At 55.9% G+C, this 22,554-nt stretch carries 17 protein-coding genes, 1 tRNA gene, 2 rRNA genes and 2 pseudogenes (1 of these 22 running past the window's edge); 11 read left to right on the top strand and 11 right to left on the bottom strand.

Annotation, left to right across the window (positions count from 1 at the left end):
- From ABQ278_RS12610 to ABQ278_RS12595, 4 genes are all read left to right on the top strand, one after another.
- Window positions 1-1,291: ribosomal RNA gene (locus tag ABQ278_RS12610) — 23S ribosomal RNA — on the top strand (it extends 1,491 nt beyond the left edge of the window).
- Window positions 1,292-1,431: 140 nt separating this feature from the next.
- A 5S ribosomal RNA gene (rrf, locus tag ABQ278_RS12605) occupies window positions 1,432-1,546 on the top strand.
- Between the two features lie 168 nt (window positions 1,547-1,714).
- Window positions 1,715-1,791, top strand: a tRNA-Met gene (locus ABQ278_RS12600).
- 155 nt (window positions 1,792-1,946) lie between these two features.
- Window positions 1,947-3,233, top strand: coding sequence for a site-specific integrase (locus ABQ278_RS12595; protein ID WP_349319912.1), 1,287 nt, complete (start codon window positions 1,947-1,949; stop codon window positions 3,231-3,233).
- Between the two features lie 185 nt (window positions 3,234-3,418).
- On the opposite strand, the gene ABQ278_RS12590 is transcribed toward ABQ278_RS12595, so the two are convergent.
- The 3 genes from ABQ278_RS12590 to ABQ278_RS12580 all read right to left on the bottom strand — a co-directional run bounded on the left by ABQ278_RS12590 (window position 3,419) and on the right by ABQ278_RS12580 (window position 6,834).
- Window positions 3,419-5,521: a S8 family peptidase gene (locus ABQ278_RS12590; RefSeq protein WP_349319911.1), complete on the bottom strand. Its 2,103-nt coding sequence runs from the start codon at window positions 5,519-5,521 to the stop codon at window positions 3,419-3,421.
- 4 nt (window positions 5,522-5,525) lie between these two features.
- Window positions 5,526-5,762 carry a hypothetical protein gene (locus ABQ278_RS12585; RefSeq protein ID WP_349319910.1) on the bottom strand — a complete coding sequence of 79 codons (237 nt, stop codon included), beginning with the start codon at window positions 5,760-5,762 and terminating at the stop codon, window positions 5,526-5,528.
- Window positions 5,763-5,862: 100 nt separating this feature from the next.
- A complete protein-coding gene (locus ABQ278_RS12580; RefSeq protein WP_349319909.1) occupies window positions 5,863-6,834 on the bottom strand; it encodes an ATP-binding protein in 972 nt (323 codons plus the stop codon).
- Window positions 6,835-7,255: 421 nt separating this feature from the next.
- Between ABQ278_RS12580 and ABQ278_RS12575 the strand changes: the two genes are divergently transcribed.
- Window positions 7,256-8,224: a DUF2971 domain-containing protein gene (locus ABQ278_RS12575; protein WP_349319908.1), complete on the top strand. Its 969-nt coding sequence runs from the start codon at window positions 7,256-7,258 to the stop codon at window positions 8,222-8,224.
- A 13-nt stretch (window positions 8,225-8,237) separates the two neighbouring features.
- Here ABQ278_RS12575 and ABQ278_RS12570 read toward each other — a convergent pair whose 3' ends face one another.
- From ABQ278_RS12570 to ABQ278_RS12550, 5 genes and pseudogenes are all read right to left on the bottom strand, one after another.
- Window positions 8,238-9,518 (bottom strand): YiiX/YebB-like N1pC/P60 family cysteine hydrolase, encoded by a 1,281-nt coding sequence (locus ABQ278_RS12570; RefSeq protein WP_349319907.1) that lies wholly within the window; start codon window positions 9,516-9,518, stop codon window positions 8,238-8,240.
- 357 nt (window positions 9,519-9,875) lie between these two features.
- The gene (prfH, locus tag ABQ278_RS12565; RefSeq protein WP_349319906.1) at window positions 9,876-10,502 is read right to left on the bottom strand and encodes a peptide chain release factor H; all 627 of its coding nucleotides are present in this window, start codon (window positions 10,500-10,502) and stop codon (window positions 9,876-9,878) included.
- Window positions 10,499-11,323, bottom strand: a complete 825-nt coding sequence (locus ABQ278_RS12560; RefSeq protein WP_349319905.1) for an RNA ligase RtcB family protein — start codon at window positions 11,321-11,323, stop codon at window positions 10,499-10,501. Before ABQ278_RS12560 ends, prfH begins: the two co-directional genes overlap by 4 nt.
- An 85-nt stretch (window positions 11,324-11,408) precedes the next feature.
- Window positions 11,409-11,510, bottom strand: a pseudogene (locus ABQ278_RS12555) (hypothetical protein); the annotation flags it as partial.
- Window positions 11,511-11,605: 95 nt separating this feature from the next.
- Window positions 11,606-12,094, bottom strand: a complete 489-nt coding sequence (locus ABQ278_RS12550) for a hypothetical protein (protein ID WP_349319904.1) — start codon at window positions 12,092-12,094, stop codon at window positions 11,606-11,608.
- 807 nt (window positions 12,095-12,901) lie between these two features.
- Here ABQ278_RS12550 and ABQ278_RS12545 point away from each other — a divergent pair.
- Window positions 12,902-14,866, top strand: a complete 1,965-nt coding sequence (locus ABQ278_RS12545) for an AAA family ATPase (protein WP_349319903.1) — start codon at window positions 12,902-12,904, stop codon at window positions 14,864-14,866.
- 76 nt (window positions 14,867-14,942) lie between these two features.
- Here ABQ278_RS12545 and ABQ278_RS12540 read toward each other — a convergent pair whose 3' ends face one another.
- Entirely contained in the window at window positions 14,943-15,842 is a 900-nt protein-coding gene (locus ABQ278_RS12540; protein WP_349319902.1) for a HEPN domain-containing protein, read from the bottom strand.
- Between the two features lie 270 nt (window positions 15,843-16,112).
- Here ABQ278_RS12540 and ABQ278_RS12535 point away from each other — a divergent pair, with 270 nt between their 5' ends.
- Window positions 16,113-16,424, top strand: a complete 312-nt coding sequence (locus ABQ278_RS12535; protein WP_349319901.1) for a DUF736 domain-containing protein — start codon at window positions 16,113-16,115, stop codon at window positions 16,422-16,424.
- Window positions 16,425-16,803: 379 nt separating this feature from the next.
- On the opposite strand, the gene ABQ278_RS12530 is transcribed toward ABQ278_RS12535, so the two are convergent.
- The gene (locus ABQ278_RS12530) at window positions 16,804-17,076 is read right to left on the bottom strand and encodes a mobilization protein (protein WP_349319900.1); all 273 of its coding nucleotides are present in this window, start codon (window positions 17,074-17,076) and stop codon (window positions 16,804-16,806) included.
- Window positions 17,077-17,303: 227 nt separating this feature from the next.
- On the opposite strand from ABQ278_RS12530, the gene traA reads away from it, so the two are divergent.
- From traA to ABQ278_RS12510, 4 genes and pseudogenes are all read left to right on the top strand, one after another.
- Window positions 17,304-19,301: a Ti-type conjugative transfer relaxase TraA gene (gene traA / locus ABQ278_RS12525; protein ID WP_349319899.1), complete on the top strand. Its 1,998-nt coding sequence runs from the start codon at window positions 17,304-17,306 to the stop codon at window positions 19,299-19,301.
- A gap of 32 nt (window positions 19,302-19,333) precedes the next feature.
- Window positions 19,334-19,438 (top strand): annotated as a pseudogene (locus tag ABQ278_RS12520) (hypothetical protein); the annotation flags it as partial.
- Window positions 19,439-19,450: 12 nt separating this feature from the next.
- Complete coding sequence (locus ABQ278_RS12515) at window positions 19,451-20,425, top strand: hypothetical protein (RefSeq protein ID WP_349319898.1); 975 nt, start codon at window positions 19,451-19,453, stop codon at window positions 20,423-20,425.
- A gap of 9 nt (window positions 20,426-20,434) precedes the next feature.
- Window positions 20,435-21,154: a DUF6118 family protein gene (locus ABQ278_RS12510; protein WP_349319897.1), complete on the top strand. Its 720-nt coding sequence runs from the start codon at window positions 20,435-20,437 to the stop codon at window positions 21,152-21,154.
- 84 nt (window positions 21,155-21,238) lie between these two features.
- Here ABQ278_RS12510 and ABQ278_RS12505 read toward each other — a convergent pair whose 3' ends face one another.
- Complete coding sequence (locus ABQ278_RS12505) at window positions 21,239-22,399, bottom strand: reverse transcriptase family protein (RefSeq protein WP_349319896.1); 1,161 nt, start codon at window positions 22,397-22,399, stop codon at window positions 21,239-21,241.
- Window positions 22,400-22,554: the final 155 nt, after the last annotated feature.

Genomic DNA, 22,554 nt, shown 5'->3' with positions numbered 1-22,554 from the left:
CTTGTCCCTGGAAATAACTCATACAGAGACTGTACCCGAAACCGACACAGGTGGTCAGGTAGAGTATACCAAGGCGCTTGAGAGAACTATGCTGAAGGAACTCGGCAAATTACACGCGTAACTTCGGGATAAGCGTGACTTGTATTTGGGCAACCAGATGTAAGTGGCACAGGCTAGGGGGTAGCGACTGTTTATCAAAAACACAGGGCTCTGCGAAGCTGTAAAGCGACGTATAGGGTCTGACGCCTGCCCGGTGCCGGAAGGTTAAAAGGAGTGGTGCAAGCTGCGAATTGAAGCCCCGGTAAACGGCGGCCGTAACTATAACGGTCCTAAGGTAGCGAAATTCCTTGTCGGGTAAGTTCCGACCTGCACGAATGGCGTAACGACTTCCCCACTGTCTCCAGCATAGGCTCAGCGAAATTGAATTCCCCGTGAAGATGCGGGGTTCCCGCGGTCAGACGGAAAGACCCTATGAACCTTTACTATAGCTTCGCCTTGGCGTTAGCAGCAACATGTGTAGGATAGGTGGGAGGCTATGAAGCGAGGGCGCCAGTTCTCGTGGAGCCATCCTTGAAATACCACCCTTATTGCTGTTGACGTCTAACCGAGATCCGTTATCCGGATCCGGGACATGGCGTGGTGGGTAGTTTGACTGGGGCGGTCGCCTCCCAAAGTGTAACGGAGGCGCGCGATGGTGGGCTCAGAACGGTCGGAAATCGTTCGACGAGTGCAATGGCATAAGCCCGCCTGACTGCGAGACTGACAAGTCGAGCAGAGACGAAAGTCGGCCATAGTGATCCGGTGGTCCTGCGTGGAAGGGCCATCGCTCAACGGATAAAAGGTACTCTAGGGATAACAGGCTGATTTTGCCCAAGAGTCCATATCGACGGCAAAGTTTGGCACCTCGATGTCGGCTCATCACATCCTGGGGCTGGAGCAGGTCCCAAGGGTATGGCTGTTCGCCATTTAAAGTGGTACGTGAGCTGGGTTCAGAACGTCGTGAGACAGTTTGGTCCCTATCTGCCGTGGGTGTACGAGACTTGAGAGGATCTGTCCCTAGTACGAGAGGACCGGGATGGACATACCTCTGGTGGACCTGTCGTGGCGCCAGCCGCGCAGCAGGGTAGCTAAGTATGGAATAGATAACCGCTGAAAGCATCTAAGCGGGAAACTAGCCTCAAAACAAGGTCTCGCTGAGGATCGTGGTAGACCACCACGTTGATAGGCTGGGTGTGGAAGCTCCGTGAGGAGTGAAGCTAACCAGTACTAATAATCCGATAGGCTTGATCGTTCCTCAATCAAATTTATGGAACAACATCAACATACACTGAAATTAATGTCATACCTGCTTGCCGCCTTAATCAGCCGGGCAAGCACGTTTAGCGCTAAAAGCGCACGCAATGTCTTCTCAAAACCCCTGTAATCTGTTGACCTGGTGGCTATGCCGGAAGGTCCCCACCCGATCCCATTCCGAACTCGGTCGTTAAGCCTTCCTGGGCCGATGGTACTTTGTCTTAAGTCACGGGAGAGTAGGTCGTCGCCAGGTCTACAGATTACAGAGGTTTATAGTGCTGAAAAGCACAGCCCTTCATTACAAATACACACTCGACCGTCAGGCCATTCGCTTGGCGGTCGTTTGTGTTTCTTACATATGGATCCGCTTCAAAGTACCCAAGGGCTAAGCCCGAGGAAAACCTGAAAGTGATGTTGGTGACGCGGGGTGGAGCAGCCCGGTAGCTCGTCAGGCTCATAACCTGAAGGTCGTCAGTTCAAATCTGGCCCCCGCAACCAAAAATACAGCGATTACAAAGCATTAAAGGCCTCCTTCGGGAGGCTTTTTTGCGTCTTAAGCCCGAAATCGTCTAACACCAACCTAGCACAAAATTTGCCATATTACCGCTTAGGTGGTAACATGCTCCCTGACACGTTTTTCTAGGGGAATGACGATGGCAAACCACGAGATTTTAAGCGGCAAGGTGCAGCTCTACCGCCGCACCAATAAGACCTGGCATTGTTCGGCCAGCATTGATGGCGTGCAGCATCGATCGAGCACCAAGGAAGACGACCTCGCCCTGGCGCGCATCGCGGCCGAGGACTGGTATCTGAACCTGCGCGGCTTGTCGCGTGTTGGCCTGATCAAGAAGAAGGAAATCACCTTCGCCAAGGTCGCCGACCAGTTCGAGCTGGAATACGAGACCATCACCGAGGGGCAACGCAGTCCGCGCTGGGTCGAGGGGCACAAGCATCGTTTGCGACTCCATCTGAAGCCGTTCTTCGGGAATCTGGGTATCTCCGAGGTCACGGCAGGCAAGGTGCAGGCCTATCGTGTTCACCGCGCCGGCCAGACCGGGCGCAAGCCACGGCCGAGCAGAGAAGGTGAAGACGAGAAGGCGGCAAAGCCGCCATCGCGCAGCACGATCCATGACGAGATCGTCACCCTGCGTCAGGTACTGAAAACAGCCCAGCGCCATGCTTGGCTAACCCATCTGCCAGACCTGTCACCGCCCTATGGCACACGCGGCAAGATCAGTCATCGGCCGTGGTTCAGTCCCGTCGAGTACAAGGCGCTGTACACGGCAACGCGTGACTACGCGAAAACCGTGCACGAGCGCCATCGCTGGAATGCCGAGCAGGTGCATGACTTCGTCCTGTTCATGGGCAACACCGGCTTACGGCCGGATGAGGCGAAGAACCTCCAGCACCGTGACATTGCCATTGTGAAGGACGAAGACACCGGCCAGCGCATCCTGGAGATCGAGGTGCGCGGCAAGATCGGCGTCGGTTACTGTAAATCGATGCCGGGCGCCGTCGTTGTCTATGAACGGCTTTTAAAGCGGGCGAAGCCCACCCCTCGTATCAAGCTATCGGCCAAACAAAAGCGGGCAGGGGATATTATCATGCCAATCATCGGATATCCCGAACCGAAAGATCCGGTTTTCCCTGGCAACCATATCAAGCTATTCAACAACCTGTTGGAGCGCAACGGCCTGAAGGAAGACCGCGATGGCCAGTTGCGCACGGCCTATTCCTTACGTCACACCTATATCTGTTTGCGTCTGATGGAAGGCGCGGACATCTATCAGATCGCCAAGAACTGTCGCACCTCCGTTGAGATGATCGAGAAATACTATGCCGCCCACATCAAGAACACGCTCGACACCTCTGCCATCAACCGACGCCGGCCACGGCGCAAAGGTGAGGTGCAGGCGCCAGACCTGCACACCGATGAATGAAGTGCGTTCTTACAAGACGGCACCGTCTCCGCGCTGAACCCACCAGACCGGCACCGGGCTGGGTTTGCCCGGCGAACGCCGATCAGGCAAACGAGGCCGAACGGCCCCCTCTCTATAGCTGTCTCTTCCGGAGTTGGCCCATAGTGGTCGAAGGTGACCTTTCCCTGCGATATAAAAGCGGTCGTTCATCTGGGTCGAATAGCTGGTAATTGTGCAATACGCTGGCGCACCTGTTCGTAGATTTGCATCTGCCCTGGCATCGCAACCGTCACCGCAACGGCAAATTGTACCGCCTCATCTTTATTGTCATTGGTCAGATCCGGCTGCCGTTGGACCCAAAATCTTAAAAAGTGATCTGGTGTGACAATCGCGGCGTTACTGCCCTCCCAAGTTTTAGAATACACGGTTCCTCGCCACGCTTGGAAGGTTTCCGGTTGACTCTTTGCCGTGGTTACGCCGAGGGAGGACATGCTGTCCGGTTCCTCTATACGCAAACGAATGTTCCGGTACGCCTTTCTGCCAGACGAAACGGGGGTCAACCATGCCAAGGTGGCTTGTATAGAATGCGGCATTAGTTGCGCGCCGATACAAGCCGGTATCGGGACCGAAATTTCTACGCCTTTTTCACTTTTTAATTCGCCTACGGCCCAGAAAGTTGCCCTGTCAGCGGCGCATGAGATGGCAAGGTCCGGATCGGCAAACCCATAACCTATGTGTCGTTTAATATTTTCGCGCTGACGGTAGGTCTGATTGGGATCGTCTGGCCCCAGGAGCGCACGCATGAAAGTCGCTGTCGTTTCGGGCCAGACCGCTGTATGCACCAAGAGTGCCTTTAAAAGGACCGATCTCTTGTGCTTAGACAGGCTCAAAAACTCATTACCGTAAGCGGCTTCGAGTGCGTCGTGGATACGGTGGCACGTCCTCGACGCCAGGGCGGTCGCGCCGCTTGTATTTCCGGAATGGGTACGAACGTTCTCGGCACCGCCGCGGGGTGGTCCTGCCACCTTTAGACCGTGAGCTCTGGCTGGTTGAGCGACGCGCACGTGAAGCTCTGTGCCCGATTGCACCATAGACACGTGTTCTTTGCCACCAGGAAAGAGAAGGTCCGGTTTAATGCTGTTTGCAAAACCCGGCCCAAGTGCACTCGATGGGTTCGCCATTTGCAAGAGTGGATAGGGATTTAGATTAGTCGTCAGCCGCCGGTCTGTCGCAGGAACGTTATCGTCGTTCGAAGCGCCGATGGTCAGGCTATTGATTGACTCCGCCGGTGACATAAGCCGGCGATGGCCCATTCGTGCGTCCACACCCGACAGCGTGGACTTCGAGCGGCCGATATGGTCCGCCCGCTCGAAGTCCAGCCAGTTATTTATCCCTGGTACGCGGAATGGGCCGCCGTGGTTGCCGGCGCTCACGATGAAAAGCAAACCATGCTTCGTCGCCAATCGGTCGAGTAACCGAGCCCAAGCCGACATTTTACGATCAAACAGAGTGCGCGCATTCCCAAGTGAGAGATTGACGATGGTTATGTATGGGGCAGTCGGCTCATCGCCTTCCAACATCCGAGCAATGGCAACATAGATCATATCGACCACGAGACGGTCTGACGGGAATTGATCGTTGTCCCCGAGCACAGGAACGACATGGATGCGGCGGGGCAATGGTGTTTCGGTGACGTTCAGGTCGCCGCGTGTGATGAGTGAAGCCATAGCTGTGCCATGGACGCGAGCGGCGACCTGCGCCCCTGGCTCCAGGCTAAACGCGTCGTCGACGTCAAGACGACCGATCAGGTCTGGGTGACCTGCAACGGGAACCCCATCTAATAGGGCTAGGATTGGCGCGCCAGTGGGGACTGGGGCAGCAGGCCCGCCAGTTTCTTCCTCGTTTGTGTGAATGCGGCTCGCCAGGCTTTGCGGGCAGATGTGCATGACGGCTTCAGAACCTACGATGCTGTCATGTGACAATTCGATGATCCGGCGTATCTCGGAAACCGGCAGGGCTACCAAAAGCGCGTGGTAATGGATGTCGGCAATCCGTGACCGGTGCAAGACCCGCCCACCTTGGGCGGCGGTGAAGGCACGGATTGTGTTTTCATTGTCATCAGACGCTATCGATCCATGACGAAAGACCAGTTCGATCTCAAGCGTGACAAGATCGTGGTCTTGAAGGTATTCAATTTCATCTACAAGAACGCTCTGATGGAATTCGCCGAGGCGATCTCGGGGGCCCCATAGCCGAATATCGGCCAGGTGAGCGAATACGTCACGCCAAGGTGTAAAGCCGCGTTCCATCGGCTCACCACGAAGCCAACGACGCCACATCGAACTCGATATTTTTTAGGGCGGCTAGGTCTGGGACCATGAGATAAAGGTGAGCGCTTTGACCTTCGCTGACCTCGATTTCATCCTCGTCAACCAGGTCTAACCCTGTCACTTTCTGCACGGCTTTGGCAAAAGCGGCGATATCGCTTTTCACTTCGAACACCATCAAGCGTTCCGGCGCCAGCGACTCCGGATCGGCGCGCAGCACCATGGCGCCATCTTCGCGTTCCAAGACTTGTCGCAGTCGATCAAACTTAGGGCCTAGCCGGCCGTGCTGAACTTGTGGCGTAAACCCTGGCGGCCGTGCTCGCTTATCCGCGTTTCCGAGGTGTCTTTGTTGTTGCTCGCCCACGTCCAGTCGAAGGAGTGGTTTGGTTGGATCTATTGCCATCAACACGATCGGGTATTACCCGTGCTCCCCATAGCTCTAATTCGGCGTTGATTGACGAATCAATATCAGCCTCGCCTAAGCCGAGTATATTACGGCGGCGCACGTTTTGGCAAAAGTCACGTGCTTCAGCATAAGACGACGCTTGAAGTTTATTCGAAAGTGTCGACGGCTTCATCTTAGGGGCCTGGGGCCAAGATAAGAATATGCGTTCCATAAACGCGGCGACTTCCGTTCTGGTTGGTTGCGGAAACGCGATTTTGGACTGGAAGCGGCGCCAAACCGCCCGGTCGAGCAGCTCCGCATGGTTCGTCGCGGCAATCGTCACAACGTAGCTTGGCAATTGATCAATCTGCAATAACAAGAACGAGACAACGCGCTTGATTTCCCCCGTTTCATGCTCGTCACCACGCTCTTTTCCGATCGAGTCAAACTCATCGAAAAACAGCACACAGGGGCGGGTTCGCACATAGTCGAACAGTTTGCGAAGCCGCGTATTGGTTTCGCCCAGGTAGCTTCCAATCAAAGCGTCGTAACGCACCACCAGGAAAGGCAAGGCCAAGGCCTCAGCGATCGCTTCCGCATAAGAGGTTTTTCCGTTGCCCGGAGGCCCGGATAACAGAATGCGGTGGCGAGGTTCATAGCCATTCGCCCTGAGTACATCGGCGCGAATATGCTCTTCGATGATCTGGTCGGCTTCCCGACGGGCGGGCAATGTGAGTAGAAGCTGATCAAGCTGAACCTGCGGATTGCTCTCCAGAATGAGGTCTTTGCCATCACTCCCTGGCCCACGCGAGGTGATGAGGGGCGGCGGGGTCACAGCTACCGCGTGCAGCGCTTTTTCCAATCTGTCGGCGACGGAGTGGTGCGAACGCGCGCGTTCTTCTGCCATCATGGCCTCAACCGTAGAGCGCAAAGTTGTCTTGTCGCCGGCCACACCGGCGCGGACAAGGGATACAATGTGGTCGCTTCTAGCCATAGATGTACAGTAAATGAATTGTTAACTTTTGCCACCTGATTGTGTAGGTGAAACGCTAAAGGAATGCTTAAGGCGTTAGCCCATGCATGCCCTGATTAATGGCGCGCGTTCTGCATTTGTTCTCATTGTTCTGTTTGAATGTCAAGGGCCGGTGGGAGATCGCAACGCGCACGCCAGGAAGCTGCCGCCCAGGGAGGCGTGGGTGCGATGGACAAGGTCCGGCAAATTAACAATCCGCGATCATTTTTGGATGTTAATTAATATGCTACGTTCGCCGACGGAATTCGCGAATAGGATCTCTGACGTTGACCAGCAAGTTTTTAAAAGGGCTTAAATTTTGATTGAACTGTCGGACGAAGAGCGTTTCATTGCCCAGATATTTATGCCAGAAAATCTGGAACGTACTGAAAATTTTTTTCAGAACCACGGTAAGTTCGCGCACTATACATCGGCAGAGACAGCGTTTCGAATTATACAATCAAAAAAAGTCTGGATGCGCAATGCCGTCACGATGAATGATTTTTCGGAAATCATTTATGGCGAACAGTGCCTATCTCCATTGTTTCAGCAGGAAGAAATCGGAGGAAAGCTAGGAGCGTTTCTCAACAGTATTCAGGCCGGTGTTACCGAAGAATTGAGTGCTAAGTTCAATCTGTATTTGCCGCATCTGAAGAACCACACCTATTTGACTTCGATGTCGGAGCATGACGAAGGAGAGGATGTTTATGGTCGGCTCTCTATGTGGCGTGCATACGCGCCAAAAAATGGAGTGGCTCTCGTAATTAATCATCACCCATTCGCTGAAGCAACGGAGAGACTTAAAGCAAACTCAAGTCCTGTATCTTACTTCACAGAGGAGCAATTCAGCGAAAATTATAAGCAAATTGTAGAGCGCGTCACAGCCAATGGAGCTTTCTTTAGTGAAATTCCACGAGAATATCTCGTTTCCGTTATTTTAAACTGGCTCAAGTATTCACTTTTGTGCACAAAACATCCCGGATTTAGGGAAGAGCGAGAGTGGAGAGTTATTTATTCGCCCACTGTTGAAGTTTCGCCAGCTATCGAAGAATGCATAGAAATTGTTGCCGGCGTACCTCAAGAAGTTCACAAGATCCCCCTGGAAAATCGCGAGGAAAGCGGATTGGTAGGCGCGGATTTAGGAGAATTGCTTCATCGAATTATAATCGGCCCTAGTGAAGACGCTTTTACAATCAAATGCGCGTTCGTTAAGCTTCTTAGCGGTTTGCGAATTGAAGGCGCGGACGCGAAGGTTGTCATTTCGAATATCCCATTACGGACATTTTGATGACAAGCCGTAGTTAGATGCTCTCTAGTTTCTCTCCGTAGTTACGTCTAATTGCTACGCAGTCGTCGCAAAGTCTGAGCATTGGAACACCTGGCATTGCTTCCGCTGCATTCAACAAGAAATAGTCGTTCGTGGGATCGTCTCCGCAGCTAGAACAAATATAAACTGAACCTGTACAGCTTATTGACGTGCGGGCTATGGCGGCAAGGCGAGGTTCAACACGGTCGACAATTGAAAACCATATGTCAGTATGAGGTTCAACTCGCTCAATATTCTTTTTGACTTCTTGTGGATAAAACTGCTTCAACCAGCTCAACGCAACGTTCCGTCGCTTTTCGTCGTTGCGCGTCAAAAGCTTGTAAAGTGCGAGAAGCTGCGCATCCGTCGTTCTGCCGTTCGCCTTGTGCATCGCCTCGTAGTGAAGGACGTTGCACGCATAGCGCCAATTGCCCGAATGAAATTCCTTAATTGTGTCGATTGCGTAACCGCGCAGATCCTCCATGCGGTCCGGTCGATTCATCTTTGCCATTTCATCGAGAGAATAGTGCCAGGGGTTGACCTCGAAATCTATCTTCCAGAGATCGAGGTAGCCGGACTCCCGAAACACTTTGGCTATGTCGTCGTCCCACTCCGGATGTAGCTGGACAGCTTGATCGAGGTCGCTGAAACTCTCGATATCGGCGTCTAAGGTCCGCGCAAAGTCGAGTACCTTGTTGGTGGCGATTTGAGTTGCAAGAATTGGATTTGGCCTTGAGGCCCAGGCAAGCCTTTCTGCCTCTGAGACTTCCTCCGTAATGTCGCTAATTTCAATTAGTAAAGGGCTTTGTCTAAGTTCGTCTGGCGTGCAGTAGTCGGGATCTTCTGCGAGGATGACCCCAACCTGTTGAAATGCGCGTGCGACGAAACGCGAACAAAATTGTTGTCTTGTTCTAGGCTTTGGCCCAGGAACCACCACCCTGAACGCTTCTCGTTTGGAATATCTGGTTCCCACTTCTGACCTGGCGAAAGTTACGACGGCCGCTAATTCCACGTCAGTGAGCATTTTTCGCAGCCTCAGGACAATAACTGCGTCGCGAGGCCCGTAAAGTTCCCGTTGTAAATTGCTTGCCTGCACTCCACCGTCCGTCGAGTTTATGATGGAGGAGTTTTGTACGCATATCATGGCGTGAGAAACCGTCCCATTCGTGACTTCTCTAACCCGCTCGCTTACCTCATCAGACGACGTTGTAAGAATAATATCGCCAGGTTCAAGGCGCTCGGTTTTTATTCGTCTAAAGTGGCTTGAAGTTTCCATGGCCAATGTTAGCAGACGAAGCGATACATGATCAACGTTCGCGACATTAGTGGCGCATTATCCCGCACATCTAGCCCCAAGGCTCACGACCGTGGCTTTTGAGCGCCGACGCCGGTGGGCGGGCCACCATCGCTAGAGCAGCTTTCCACGTCATACTCAGATCATTGCGCTTCCTATCGCGCGCTTTCTGTAGCGCACCCTTCCCATAATACAACTTACCCCTCGAACGTCCGCTTTTAGGCATCGACCTAGCTAAATCCAGCGATGTCCGCATAGGGTGCTAGGCGACCCTTCCGCTTTGCACCGCACCAATTAGAAACGGTCGCAAGGCAGGTATCCGCCCCGCGACCGCTGACATTATTTAACAGACTTAAGCTTGAAAAGCGGTCCCATATAAGTCCGCACCGGGTTTCCGCGTTCCAAGTTTTGATGTGACGCCCACTGCTCAACCTGAGCATCCTTAAGTGCTCCGGTGCGGCGCTCTTCAAGCATTATTGCCAGTTTGAGCTTCGCTAGTTTACGATTTGCATGCTGAGATCGCTGCTCCTGCGCAGTTGAAACCAAACCAGTCGGCCGGTGTGTCGCACGCACGGCACTGTCAGTTTTATTGACATGCTGTCCGCCCGGTCCACTTGCCCTCATGGTCTGAAAGTCAATATCTTCATCTCGCAAGTCGGGCACAGTCTCAGGTGATGGCGCCGGCGCGACACCCGCGAACCAGTTGCGACGCCTGTGGCCAGGGCGAAACGGGCTGTCGCCAACCCACAGGATGGTGCCAATCCGTTCTTGGGCAAAGGAATGTGCGTTGTCGCCGCTAACCCTGAAGAGCAGCGAGGCCGGGAGCGCATCGTGTTCTTCTAGGAGTTCGCATGACAGGCCCTGTTGTACGCCCTCGCGTGTGAAAGCTTGTGCCAATCGCTCCACCACCCAACGGCACTCGTCAGGTCCTTTGCCTGAAGTTAAATGCAGAATGAATTCAGTCATGATGCCCTCGTCTTGTAGCTTAGAAGTGGTCGGAGCCGAGCGATCACCCGGATAAGGCCGGCTGCCTCAAGATCACCGATAACCCCGGCGATATCCTTATAGGCTTCCGGCGCTTCTTCGTAGATGAGACGGCGGTCCTCGCAAATCACATGGCTTGACAGCTTCGTCCGCTGCAAGTCGGCCACCGTGTATATCCGGGAAAGGCGCGCGTGGGCGTCATTGCGGCTCCATTTACGCCCAGCACCATGGGCCAATGAGAAGAGCGCGTCTTCGCCACGATCCAGCACTGGCTCAGCCAGATAGCTGAAGTCACCTCTCGATCCCGGGATCACGACAAGCCCGCGATCCGCAGGTGCGGCGCCCTTGCGGTGCAGCCAACCCGTGCGATGTTCGGTCACGCTGTTATGGACGATATCCAGTAAGCAGCCACCAGACAGGCCGATAGCGTTTAGGAATTGTTCAGCGATGATCTTCCGGTTCACGACCGCCCATGCCACGGCCTGATCATGCCGTAATAGGTAAGCCTTCGCTTCCGGGCGCGTCGCGAGAAGGCCCAGCTTGCCGGTGAGTGCCATTTGCTCCTGAAGGATCGCCTGGCCCAAGCCGCGCGAACCGCTATGGACCATCATCCAGACGCGATCATCGGTAAGATTGAGCGCGTCGAACCGTTGTGGCGCGACGATTTCCTCGACTCTCTGAAACTCGACGAAGTGGTTGCCTCCGCCGATTGTGCCGAGTTCCAGGGCTGGCCAGGTGACTGGGCAGGCCAGCAGAAACCAACGCGTCTTCAACCGCTCCATCCCAGGGATCGTCGAGCCCATGAAGTTTGCGTTCCACCCGGCCAACGCGGAACTTGCGGACCGCCAGGCTGGTTTCCCACAAGGCCATACCACAGCCGATATCGCTCCCGACCAGGTGGGGCCAGATCCGATCAGGTGACCAGAAGGCCGCGCCCACGGCGATGCCGTTTCCCGCATGAAGGTCGGGAAGTCCGACGACCCGGCCCATGCCTTCCAGGCGTGCGGTGGCGTCCAGTTGATCAAGAGCAACGGGGTCGAAACGCACCGGGTCACGCCCGATCAGGGTAAGTTCACAACATCTGTTCATGCGCGACCTCCCATCAAGGCAAGATTTGCCGCTGGCAATCTCGCGATCAGCAAGGCGTGGTCCTTCAGGACGCCGTCCTCCGGATCTACGAAGAATTCGCGCTGCCTGCACCAACGTCCGTGAGCGCTCAAAACCTCGCCTTTGAACAGCCACTCACCGCTTCGTCCGATCGAAATCCGCGTGAGAACGAAATCCTCGATGTGTTGACGCACGTGCATCTTCACCGTGCTCCCGGTGTCGAGGGTGGTGCAAATTTCGCTGAACACGCTGTCCCAGGATTTGCCACGACGGCTGCGCAGAAAGCGCACCAGCGGTGCCAGGTTCTCGTTGAACGATTTGGTGTACCGGGTGCTTTCACAGGCATGACGCTTATGTCCGATGTGTTTTATGTTGTAGTCTTTAGTCCTTTTTAGTTTGGGGGAAGAAGCATGACCGGCGCCCCAGCGCGGCCGCTCGACGATCACCTTGAACATATCAGAACGCATGGCGAGCCTCCTTTGAGAAGGAGAGCGGGGCGCCGCAAGTATGTGAGAAGTCGGAAGTAGTGAGACAGGCAGCGCTCAATGTGCTGCCAATGGAGATCAGGCGTGCTTTTGCGCCTGATTGGAAATTGCCCATGCAATTTGTTCCTGAATATTTTGGATTGGGAAATCGGTTTCGAGATTGAGGAACATTGCTCGCATGATTTTCTCCTTTCCTGATTCAGGGACAATGCCGGGACTGGCTGTAGCGCCTCATAAGAGATTGAGCGGCACAAAGCAACAAGGTTTGCGATGGCGGTAGAATATGTGACAATGCCGCCACAATTTTCCAGAGCAGATAGCCTGCGTAGCCGTTTTAATACGAGGCGATAAAGTAGTTCGGCTGTGCAACTTGCCGGGCTACTAACCCATCAAACGCTCAGATCTTTGACTTTAGGCTCAAAGGAGCCGAACGTCCGAGATAAGGCCGAGCAGTACAGAAAGCGCCCTGGAGGCCTATCTGCGTTGCCCCTGTGGCGCGGTTGCCACGGTCGGCAGGTATACCTCTCTGCTGACTTGCATATCGTTTCAAGTTTAACTATAGCGCTAACTCTGCTGCGTCATGTGCGGCCAAATGGAGAGTATGGATTGTTGGGATCGAAGAACAGCCGGGGCCTTAAGCCCGCCGCGATCCTGCCTTTCGTCTAAGCGCCCTTCGGCGCTGCGGCGGGGCGGGAACGCCCGGACCGCACCCTGGTTCCTGAATAGATAGATGGAACATCGCGAGATGCGCTTTTGAACGCGCGTCCGCCAGATTGACGAAAAAAAACAATGAACGAACATTTTATTGTCCGCAGCATAGCGCTCCGGATTGCGCGCGACATCGTGCCAAGCTCAACGATTGCCGATCGATTGATGGCTTGGGCTAATGACAATGCTGCCTGGCTTTTCGCGGGGGCATGGCCTGCGAACGAAAAGCCTGATTGGGCACATTTTCTGGCTGGTTTGCAAAGTCCCTTAGAGGCAGAAGATCAACGCCCGCAAGTCCTCGACTTGGCGGATGAACTGGGACGCTTGCTGCAATTAGCGGCATTTGATGCGCGTCTGCTCACCCTGATGATTGCGTGTGATCGTCTTCCAAGAGTTGCCGATCTCCTCAACATCGTCGCCGAGCAAATTCGAGACTTACCGTCCGTTCTAGGCGAAATTGCTGGTGCAGATCCTTTGGAGGCTGGGCCGCACGTTCGTCGCAGCGACGTTCTGAAGCTTGGCCTGATGACTTTTGGCATTAGGTCACGTCACGATAATCCCGTGGAAATTCGCTGGCCGTTATCGCGTATTCTTGATCGTGAACCCGCTCCCGATCGTTTGGCGGAAGCCCTGGCAGGCCGTCGTCAGGTAGCGAACCTGGAACTCGCGGATTTTGCCCACGTTCAAGATGTTAGCTTCCTTGTGCGTCTCCTGGAGGGGGCGGTGCGCGAGCAAGCACATGGCGTCAACATCCTTATCTATGGACCCGCGGGAACAGGCAAGACAGAATTGGCACGGTCTCTGGCCGCCGCCGCTGGCTGCGCGTTGCATGGGATCGGAGAGGCAGATGAAGACGGCGAGGAGCCAACGCGGAATGACCGCGTCCTGGCGCTTCTGCTGGCGCAGCGCGTGCTGGGGGATCGCAGTGGCGCCATTCTCCTGTTCGACGAGATGGAGGATTTGATCGGCGGGGCACAACGCTCCGACGGTGATTGGTTCTCGAAGCGGGAAGGCAGCAAGGTATTCGTCAATCGTCTTCTGGAAACCAATGCAGCGCCTGTCATCTGGGTGACGAATGCCATTGGCAATGTTGACGATGCCATTCTGCGGCGGATGAGCTTCGTGCTCAAACTCGACCTGCCGCCACGGCGCGTCGCCCATCGCATTCTTAAGCGCATCATAAATGATGAAACGGGTGAGCCAAGTGATGCCATCGGCAAGCTTATCGATCAGGCGCCGGAAACAGCAAGCGTGCTGCGTGTCGCGACGCGGGCAGCGCGGCTGGCGGGAGAGGCTGACTGCGGCGCGCGCGCAGCAACATCTCTGGTGCGAGCATTACGTGGCGGAGAGTTGCCGCCGGAGGGGTTTGGCGCGCTCGACCTTCAGCTCTATGAGACCGATCGACCCCTTGATGCCCTTTTCGGATCTATCCGTGACCTGGGCATGGCCGATGTGTCCTTGCTCCTGACCGGACCGCCTGGAACAGGGAAGACTGCCCTGGCGCACCATTTAGCGCGTATTCTCGACCGGCCGCTGCTCGTCCGTCGGGCATCCGACCTTTTATCAAAATGGGTTGGCGAAACCGAACAAAATATTGCCGGTGCTTTCGAGGACGCGCGCCGGCAGGAGGGCGTTTTGCTGTTCGATGAGGCAAATTCCTTGCTATTTGACCGGACAAATTCCCGCACGACGTGGGAAGTCGGTCAGGTCAACGAGATGCTGACCTGGCTAGACCGCCACCCGTTTCCGGTTATTGCCGCAACAAACTATCGACATCGCCTTGATCCGGCCAGCTTGCGGCGGTTCGTCTTTAAGCTGGATCTTGCGCCACTGGGGCCAGAACGTCTGGTGCGCGCCTTTGAGGAATTTTTCGGCATGACAGCACCGAAAGCAATTGAAGGCTTACGGAACCTGACTCCGGGAGATTTTGCCGTGGTGGCGCGCCAATTGCGTTACTTGCCACCGCAAAATGCGCCGGCGATACTTGAGTGCCTTCGCCAAGAAAGCCTGCTTAAACCGGATGTGGGTGTGAAGATTGGCTTCTGACTTGTCCAATCGAGTCATTTTGATTTCGAAGGCGCGCCACAGATGCGTATCCGGCGATATGGACGGAAGGTAGAAATTATGGCGCGATGTGGGCTTCGCAAATTTGCTTTGTCTTCTCCGTCAGCAGGCCAACCCGCTCTTGCAGCCAGGTCAGCTCTTCGGCTGTGATTTCATATTCCGCTGAATAACGCGCCTCGACATAGGCGCGTTGTAACTTCGCGAAACAGCGCCGCGCGAATTTACTGTCATCTGGCCATACGTCCCGGAGCCGTTCATCTAAGCCTTCAGCTTGCGATCGCAGAAAGCTGAGCCGGTGCGATTTCGGGCTATAGAGAGTAAAGGTCAGAAGGGTACAATGGTATAGGCGCTCAGTGGCCTGGTGCAACAAGAATGCTGCGTCCTTAAGCTCATGTTCAGAGAGATAAAAGCCGACGCCTTTGATCGCGCTCTCTGCCTTCGGCATCCACTGTTCGTAATAGCCCTTCGCCTCAGCCTTGATCTCCTCTGGCGACAAAGGCTTTGCCTTCGCCAGCGGATGCCCCTCCGCCTCGAACAACATGATGCCATCGCGGGCAATGTCACTAAAGAATGGCCGCCCTTTGGCCAGTTGGTCATTCACATCCTGAAGGCTGTGCACGATAAAACTAACGGGGGTCTTCAGCTCGTGCGTCAGGGTGTATTCGCGCACGAAGGTGTCGTCCGCCACCGACCAGTATTCCTGCAGATCGGTGAGCTCATGGCTACTGACCACGATCAGGATGTCATAATCAGATCGATAGCCTGAAAGCCGGTCTTCAATCCAGTCGCCGCGCGCATAGGACCCGAACAGGATCACCTTGAGGATGCGGCCGGCCTTGCGCTTATCAGACTGCTTCGTCTTTGTGGCATCTCCAAAGGCGTCAAACAACACCTTCACCACGTGCTCAAGCTCGCGGCGTTTGATGTCCGGAAGATGGTCCAGGGCGTCTGGCGACATGAAGATTCCCGCAGTGTCCTACCGGTATAGTTCGCCCGGAACTCGGTCCGCAATACCTGCAAGGTTCCCTCTGAAGCAGAAGGCGCCTGAAGCGACCTCATTCATGCAACTTTGGACATAAGCCGGACCATCCGGCAACGCCGGGCTTGCGCCCGGCGTCCTCCACTGCGTTTCAGCCCTCACGGGGTGCAGGAGGTCCGGTCTCACGTCCATGGGCGCGGCATCGAGGTCGCGATTGGCGCGATCCGATTTCAGATAAGGAACGCTTTCATGGCTATCATCGGCACCTTTACGGCTTCGGGCCAAAACTTCACAGGTAAGATCAATACGCTCAAACTGGATGTCGACATCCACATCGTGGCAACCGAGGCCCCGTCAGAAAACAGCCCGGACTTTCGCCTGATGGCTGGAGATGTTGAGGTCGGCGCGGGCTGGAAGCGAACTGGACGCGACAGCCGTCGTGAATACCTTTCCGTCAAGTTGGATGATCCGACGTTTCCGCATCCGGTCTATGCCAGCCTTGTTGCCAGTGATGCGCCCGACGTCTTTCATCTGATCTGGAGCCGCCCCTCGGGGAGCTGAGCCAAACGTCAGGCCTCGTCGGTCATCGGCGAGGCCTTTTTTCATCCATCACGCCGACCATCTTATGCCGGATCAAACATCCCTTTGAACTCCGCGCAATCGCAAAAACGAAGCTTCCTGGCGCCCCTCGGCCTTTGAGCAATCAGGGAACAGAAATTGGAAATCCTGGCGCGGATTGTGCGTCTCGTCTGGTGTCAGACGCGGACGACACATATGCCGCTCTTAATATGACAATCGGCTGTCATTGCTGTCGAGGGCGCGGGAGTCGTGCTGCCAAAGGACGGGGGCTGAGCCAGGCGTTCTTTTGTGTGTTTGTTCAATGCAAAATTCCGCCACTACAGGCCGCCACTGCCCAATGTTATCGGCGCAGGTATGCCCTCTATTTGGCAGGCTTTTCCGAGCCGATCAGATCATCAAACAAAGCCTTGTCCGTCTCGCGTGTAAGAAACCCCGGTAGCTCGCGTTTGATGAAGTCGCGCAGGTAGTCGGCACTGGCTGCGTTGCCGTCTTCAATGCGGTGAAGAACCAATGCACCCAGCAGCACCTTGCGGCGGGTGTCTCTGGCTCGCTCGTCCTTGGTCAGCCTGGCCTGCAAGGTCTTGCGCTGAGCATCCAGTTGGGCCAGCCGTTCTTCGATGGATTTACGCGCCATTGTACCACCCCTGTAACAACTCCACGATGCTTTATTTTGCCAAACTCAACTCTTGATTGCAAGTGCTTTTATGGTACTCTGAGACCGTATGTGTTGTGTATCTCGTGCCTGACAAACGTGCAGCACACCTGAGCAATCGTAGCGTAGCGGAGATTTTGAAGGGCGCACTTACGAGTTGCTGTGCAACTCAGATGCGCGCCGGCAGGGGCCGGCGAAGGGATAGGTCAATGGCGATTTATCATCTGAGCATGAAAACCGTCTCCCGTGCATCGGGCCGCTCGGCCGTGGGCGCGGCCGCCTATCGCTCCGGTATCCGCCTGACCAATGAGCGCGATGGCGTGACGCATGACTACACCCGCAAGGGCGGTATCGAGCATTCGGAGATCGTCCTGCCGGAAGGCAGCACCGCCGAATGGGCGCGCGATCGGGAGACCCTGTGGAATGCCGCTGAGTTTGCCGAGAAACGCAAGGATGCCCGTGTCGCCCGCGAAATCGAAGTCGCCTTACCGCATGAGCTGACGGGGGAACAGAGACTGGAACTGGTGCGGGAGTTCTCGCAATCTCTTTCCGATCGTTATGGCGTGGCGGTGGACTTCGCTTTGCACACACCCGATCAGGATATGGATATCCGTAATCATCATGCCCACATCCTGTTCACCACCCGTCAGGTGACAGAGGAGGGGCTTGGCGAGAAGACCGACCTTGAACGCGAAAACAAATGGCTGAAGGCGCGCGAACTGCCGACGACCGACGAGCAGCTAAAGGCCTTGCGTGTCGAGTGGGAAGAAACGGCTAATCTTCACTTGGCCCGCGCCGGTCATGACATTCGCATCGATCACCGCTCGCACCAGGACCGGGGCCTGGAGATCGAACCGACCCAGCACGTCGGGGTTCATGCCACCCAGATGGACCGGCAGGGCAAGGAAGTCGAGCGCGAACGGCTGGCCGAGGAGGCAAGGGCGCGCAATGCCGAGCTGATCCGCGAGAACCCGGACCAGGTGCTGACGTTGATCACCGGCGAAAAGAGCGTGTTCGACCGGCGCGATGTGGCTCGCACCCTGCATCGCTACATCAATGACGATCCGTCTGAGTATCAGGCGCTTTACTCGAAGGTCATGGCTTCCGACGAATTGGTGCGTATTGCTGACGGGGCTGACGGCGTGCGTTATTCGACACGGGAAATGGTCGAACTGGAAACCGGCATGGCGCGGGATGTGTCGGCCATGTCCGGACGCTCAAAGCACAGCGTCCGTGATAGCCATGTCGCTCGTGCCATTAACGGCCAGGATGAGGCGATACGGCGCGGCATCGCTGCCGGCTTGCCGGATGACCTGGCCGCCGATCAGCGCGCGCGCCTGCTGCAAGGTGTTGGGATGAGTGACGAGCAACGTGACGCCGTCCGGCATATCACCGGCGACGCACAAGTGTCCGTCGTTGTAGGCTTTGCCGGCGCTGGCAAGAGCACCCTGCTGGCAGCCGCCAAGGACGCCTGGGAGGCAGGCGGGTACACTGTCCACGGGGCGGCGCTGGCGGGCAAGGCCGTCGCCGGTCTGGAGGAGAGCGCCGGCATCGAAGGACGTACCCTGGCGTCATGGGAGATGCGATGGAAAATGGGCACTGCCCAGCTCGGACCGCGCGATGTCATGGTCATTGATGAGGCCGGCATGGTGGGATCTCGTCAGCTCGCCAGGTTTGTCTCGGAGGCCGAACGCACGGGCGCCAAGCTGGTGCTGGTTGGCGACCATGAGCAGCTTCAGGCGATCGGCGCGGGGGCGCCCTTCAGGGCCATTGCCGAAGAGGTTGGTTACGCCTCTGTCGAGGATATACGCCGCCAGCGCCAGGACTGGCAGAAGGAGGCCTCACGCGCCTTCGCCACCGAGCGGACGGAGGAGGGGCTGTCGGCCTATGAGCAGCGTGGCCACGTCCATCTGAAGGCCGACCAGGACGCAGCCCGCGCGGGGTTGGTGCGTGACTATGTCGATGATGTGGAAGCCCGGCCGGATGGCACCAGAGCGGCCATGGCGCATCGTCGCGTTGATGTTCACGCCCTCAATGAAAGCATCCGCGAGGAACTGAAGGGCAGGGGCTATTTGCAAGGCCATGAGCTTGCCTACACGACTGAGAACGGCGAGCGCCAGTTTACGGCCGGCGATCGCATCGTCTTCCTACAGAACAATCGCGACATGGATGTGAAGAACGGCACGCTTGGCACGGCCGCCTCCTAACGCGCCTTGATGGCAGTGACCGGGCCGTCGCAATAGACGCTACAGACTACAAGACGTTCGATCACGGCTACGCCACCACCATACATAAGACGCAAGGGGCAACCGTAGACCGATCCTATGTGCTGGCATCGGAGACAATGGACCGGCACATGACCTATGTCGCCATGACCCGGCATAAGGATGCGGCAACGCTCTACGCCGGTGAGGACCAGTTCGCCGACATGGAGGCTCTGAAGTCCCGGCTAGGCCGCTCAGGCGCCAAGGAGACGGTTCTGGACTATGTAGATCGCGACGGCCGCCGTCGTGACACCGGTCAGCAGGTCAGGGCCACCGAGGCCTTTGCTCGGCGACGCGGCATCGATAGCGATATTGTCTATCCGGTCGAGCGCCAGCCATCGGGGCACGCGCGCGACAGGGACGCTGACCGCGATAGATCAAACGGGCCAGCCCAGCCGGCGAAGAAGCGCAGCATGTTCGCGGGCCTGAAGCTGAAGGCGAACGCGCCGGAGCGTGACAACGACCGCAGCAGGGATGCCATTGACGATCGACCCGGCAGACACGGCGCGTCACCGTTGGAGAAGGCGACGGACCGATATGCCCGCGCCTATAGCGATGCCGCCAGAATGCAGCGGGACGGCCTGCCGATCCTGGAAGGCCAGAAGCAGGCTCTGAACGAAGCCCAGCGTTCACTTGACCGGGCGCAGCCGGGTGCGGCCGGGGCCATGGAGTCGGCCCTGCGGCATAATCCGGCCATGCGGCAGGCCATGATGGATTTGTCGGGCGAGGCGCGAACGCAGACCATGATCACCGGCATGTCGCAGGAGCGCCAGGCGCTCGCAGACCCGCACGTGCGGGCCGAGCGCTTTGTGGGTCGGTGGAAATCACTAAGTGCTCGCCAGCAGAGCTTGCAGGGCTGGCAGCATGACGAGGCCCGCGCGCCCGTGGAGAAGGCCATGTGTGACGCCGCCAAAGAGATAGCCCGCGATCCTCAGGCGGAGTCATTGTTGCGCAATCGACGTCAGGAACTGGGGCTGGGCAAGGCAGGTGGTCAGGACAGCATCAGTCGTGAGCTGGAACGATCGATCCAGCGAGACCGCCACCGTGATCGGGGATTAGGACTGTAGGAGGGGAGCATGGCAGACAATAGGGCACCGACAGGTAGCGAAGAGGAAGCGGACGAGGCAACCAAGGCGTTTGAGGCGCTGCGCAAGTCCATTGACAGGCGCAACACCGCGACGACGGCTGAGCTAAAGACGATACGTAAAGGCGTCGAGGCCTTGTTCGACCAGATCGAGGCTTTGCAGGCCAAGCCTGACTTCGCGGCGGACCTGGCGCAATTGAAGCAGTTGGGTGTCGTCGTCGCCAAGCGGCTGGAGGCACTGGAAGCCTCGCCAGCTTTGAAGCAGGGGATCAATGCCTTCGAGCGCGCAGGCACCGAGCTTGTGAAAACATCGGCCCAGGCGTTCGACCAGAAGGCACAGCGTTTCGACTATGCGGCGGCCTCGCTCGAACGCATTACGAGGAATATCAACGACCGGCACATTTACCGACGGTATGTGGCGATCGCCGGTGGCGCCGGAATGGTCGTCGGAGCACTGCTATTGCTGTTCCTACCCCGACTTTTGCCATTCGACGCTGACAGCCATGTCGCGGCCGCCATAATGGGCAAATCTCGCTGGGATGCCGGTGCCGCTATAATGCGCGCCACCGATCCGAACAGTTGGAAAGCAATTACGTTTAATGTGCAACTAGGTACGGACAATGCCGAAGTTTTGGCCCGATGCCGGCAGGCTGCAACAAAGACCGGTCAGGCTCAGAGGTGCACCGTGAAGGTTATCCCAACTCAAAGCTGAGGGAAGAGCGGCCAACCTACCGCTCAATCTGCACTGTAATCAACAGTGATGTCGTCACGAAAGGACAGTGTAGGGTTAGCCTGCCTAAAAGGGCCAGATCACCTTATCGAATGCCAATTGGCAGGCGGCGCCGTAGTCAGGCTCAATTTGATTGGCAAACGTAATGAGCCCTTGGATATGGTTTCTCATGCCTACGATGGATGTGAATTCACGCTCGCGTGCATGACTTGCAGGGCCGTAAAGTGGGTCGCTTAGATAATGTAGGTGTCGGCGCATATTGCTTTTGAAATCACGTTTTAATTTGGGCGTATCGCCGCTGACAATTAGGCCAAGCACAACTTTGCGACCTCCTGGTGGAGAAACCTGTGCTTTTGTGATGTTCGGCGACAATCCAAAAGCTCCTAAAGCCGCATAAACTTCGCCAATAAGCTTTCGGCTTTGTGTACCAGTGAATGCCCGGTCCTTAGTGGAAAAAGTTAGGTCATCAGCGTATCGGGTGTAAGTGACGCCGATACGTTTGGCGATGGCCGTAACAACTCGATCAAACTTTTTCACGGCCAGATTTGCTAGCATAGGACTCGTTGGGGCGCCTTGAGGCAAGTGTCCCATGCGACCATTGATGTACGAGGTAATTATAGCCGGCGCGTCCAAGTTGCGCGTCCAACGCTTTGTAGATCTTAACGGCGAAACGCCGCCCAACCTTGTACAAAGCCGTGTCAACTCGAACGAGATTAGCGGCTGATACCCCGCCTGAAGAAAGACATTGTAAACGGCGATTTCATTTATCGATTCAAAAAAATTGCGCACATCCAGTTTAATTAGCCAGTTGCAACCGCAATGTATTTTGGCGGCGTCCACTAACCTGTCCCCGGACGAATAGGCGACACTCGCATCATGCACTGTCAACTGCTGTAAAATTTGCCTGTTGATCCATCGTTGAACCACCATCAACCGAGGATCAGGAATGGCGATTGTTCTGAACCTTAATTCGCCATTGTAGGCTGGCCGCTTACCTATGCGGAACACCCGATATGGGTTCTCATTTGCCCGAGAAATTACGTGCCTAAGAAAACCGTAATCGATTCCAGTTAAATGGGCTAAATGTCGAAGCGTCAGTATCGGTGGAAGGTTCGGATTTGAACCAAGCGTAATTTCCGCAGTGACAATAGCGTTGTCTAAAATTGACGGATCAATGCCCTTTTTCAGACCTTCCGACTTATAAAGTTGAGAGCGCCACCTAGACATCTACTTCGACACCCAGAGGTGAGACATGTCGCGCAGGAAAACCAGACCTCGCCGTGGCCGCCCTCTTGGGCGGATTACTGCGCGACAGGCCTTAGCTTCAAAGCGGACGCTAAATCTTAGAGACGCAGAATCTGCGCTCCGCAGATGGGTTTGCC

The organism is Asticcacaulis sp. MM231 (assembly GCF_964186625.1).
GTDB lineage: Bacteria > Pseudomonadota > Alphaproteobacteria > Caulobacterales > Caulobacteraceae > Asticcacaulis.
The sequence above is the reverse complement of the archived record's forward strand: the minus strand, read 5'-3'. Positions and strand labels throughout refer to the sequence as shown.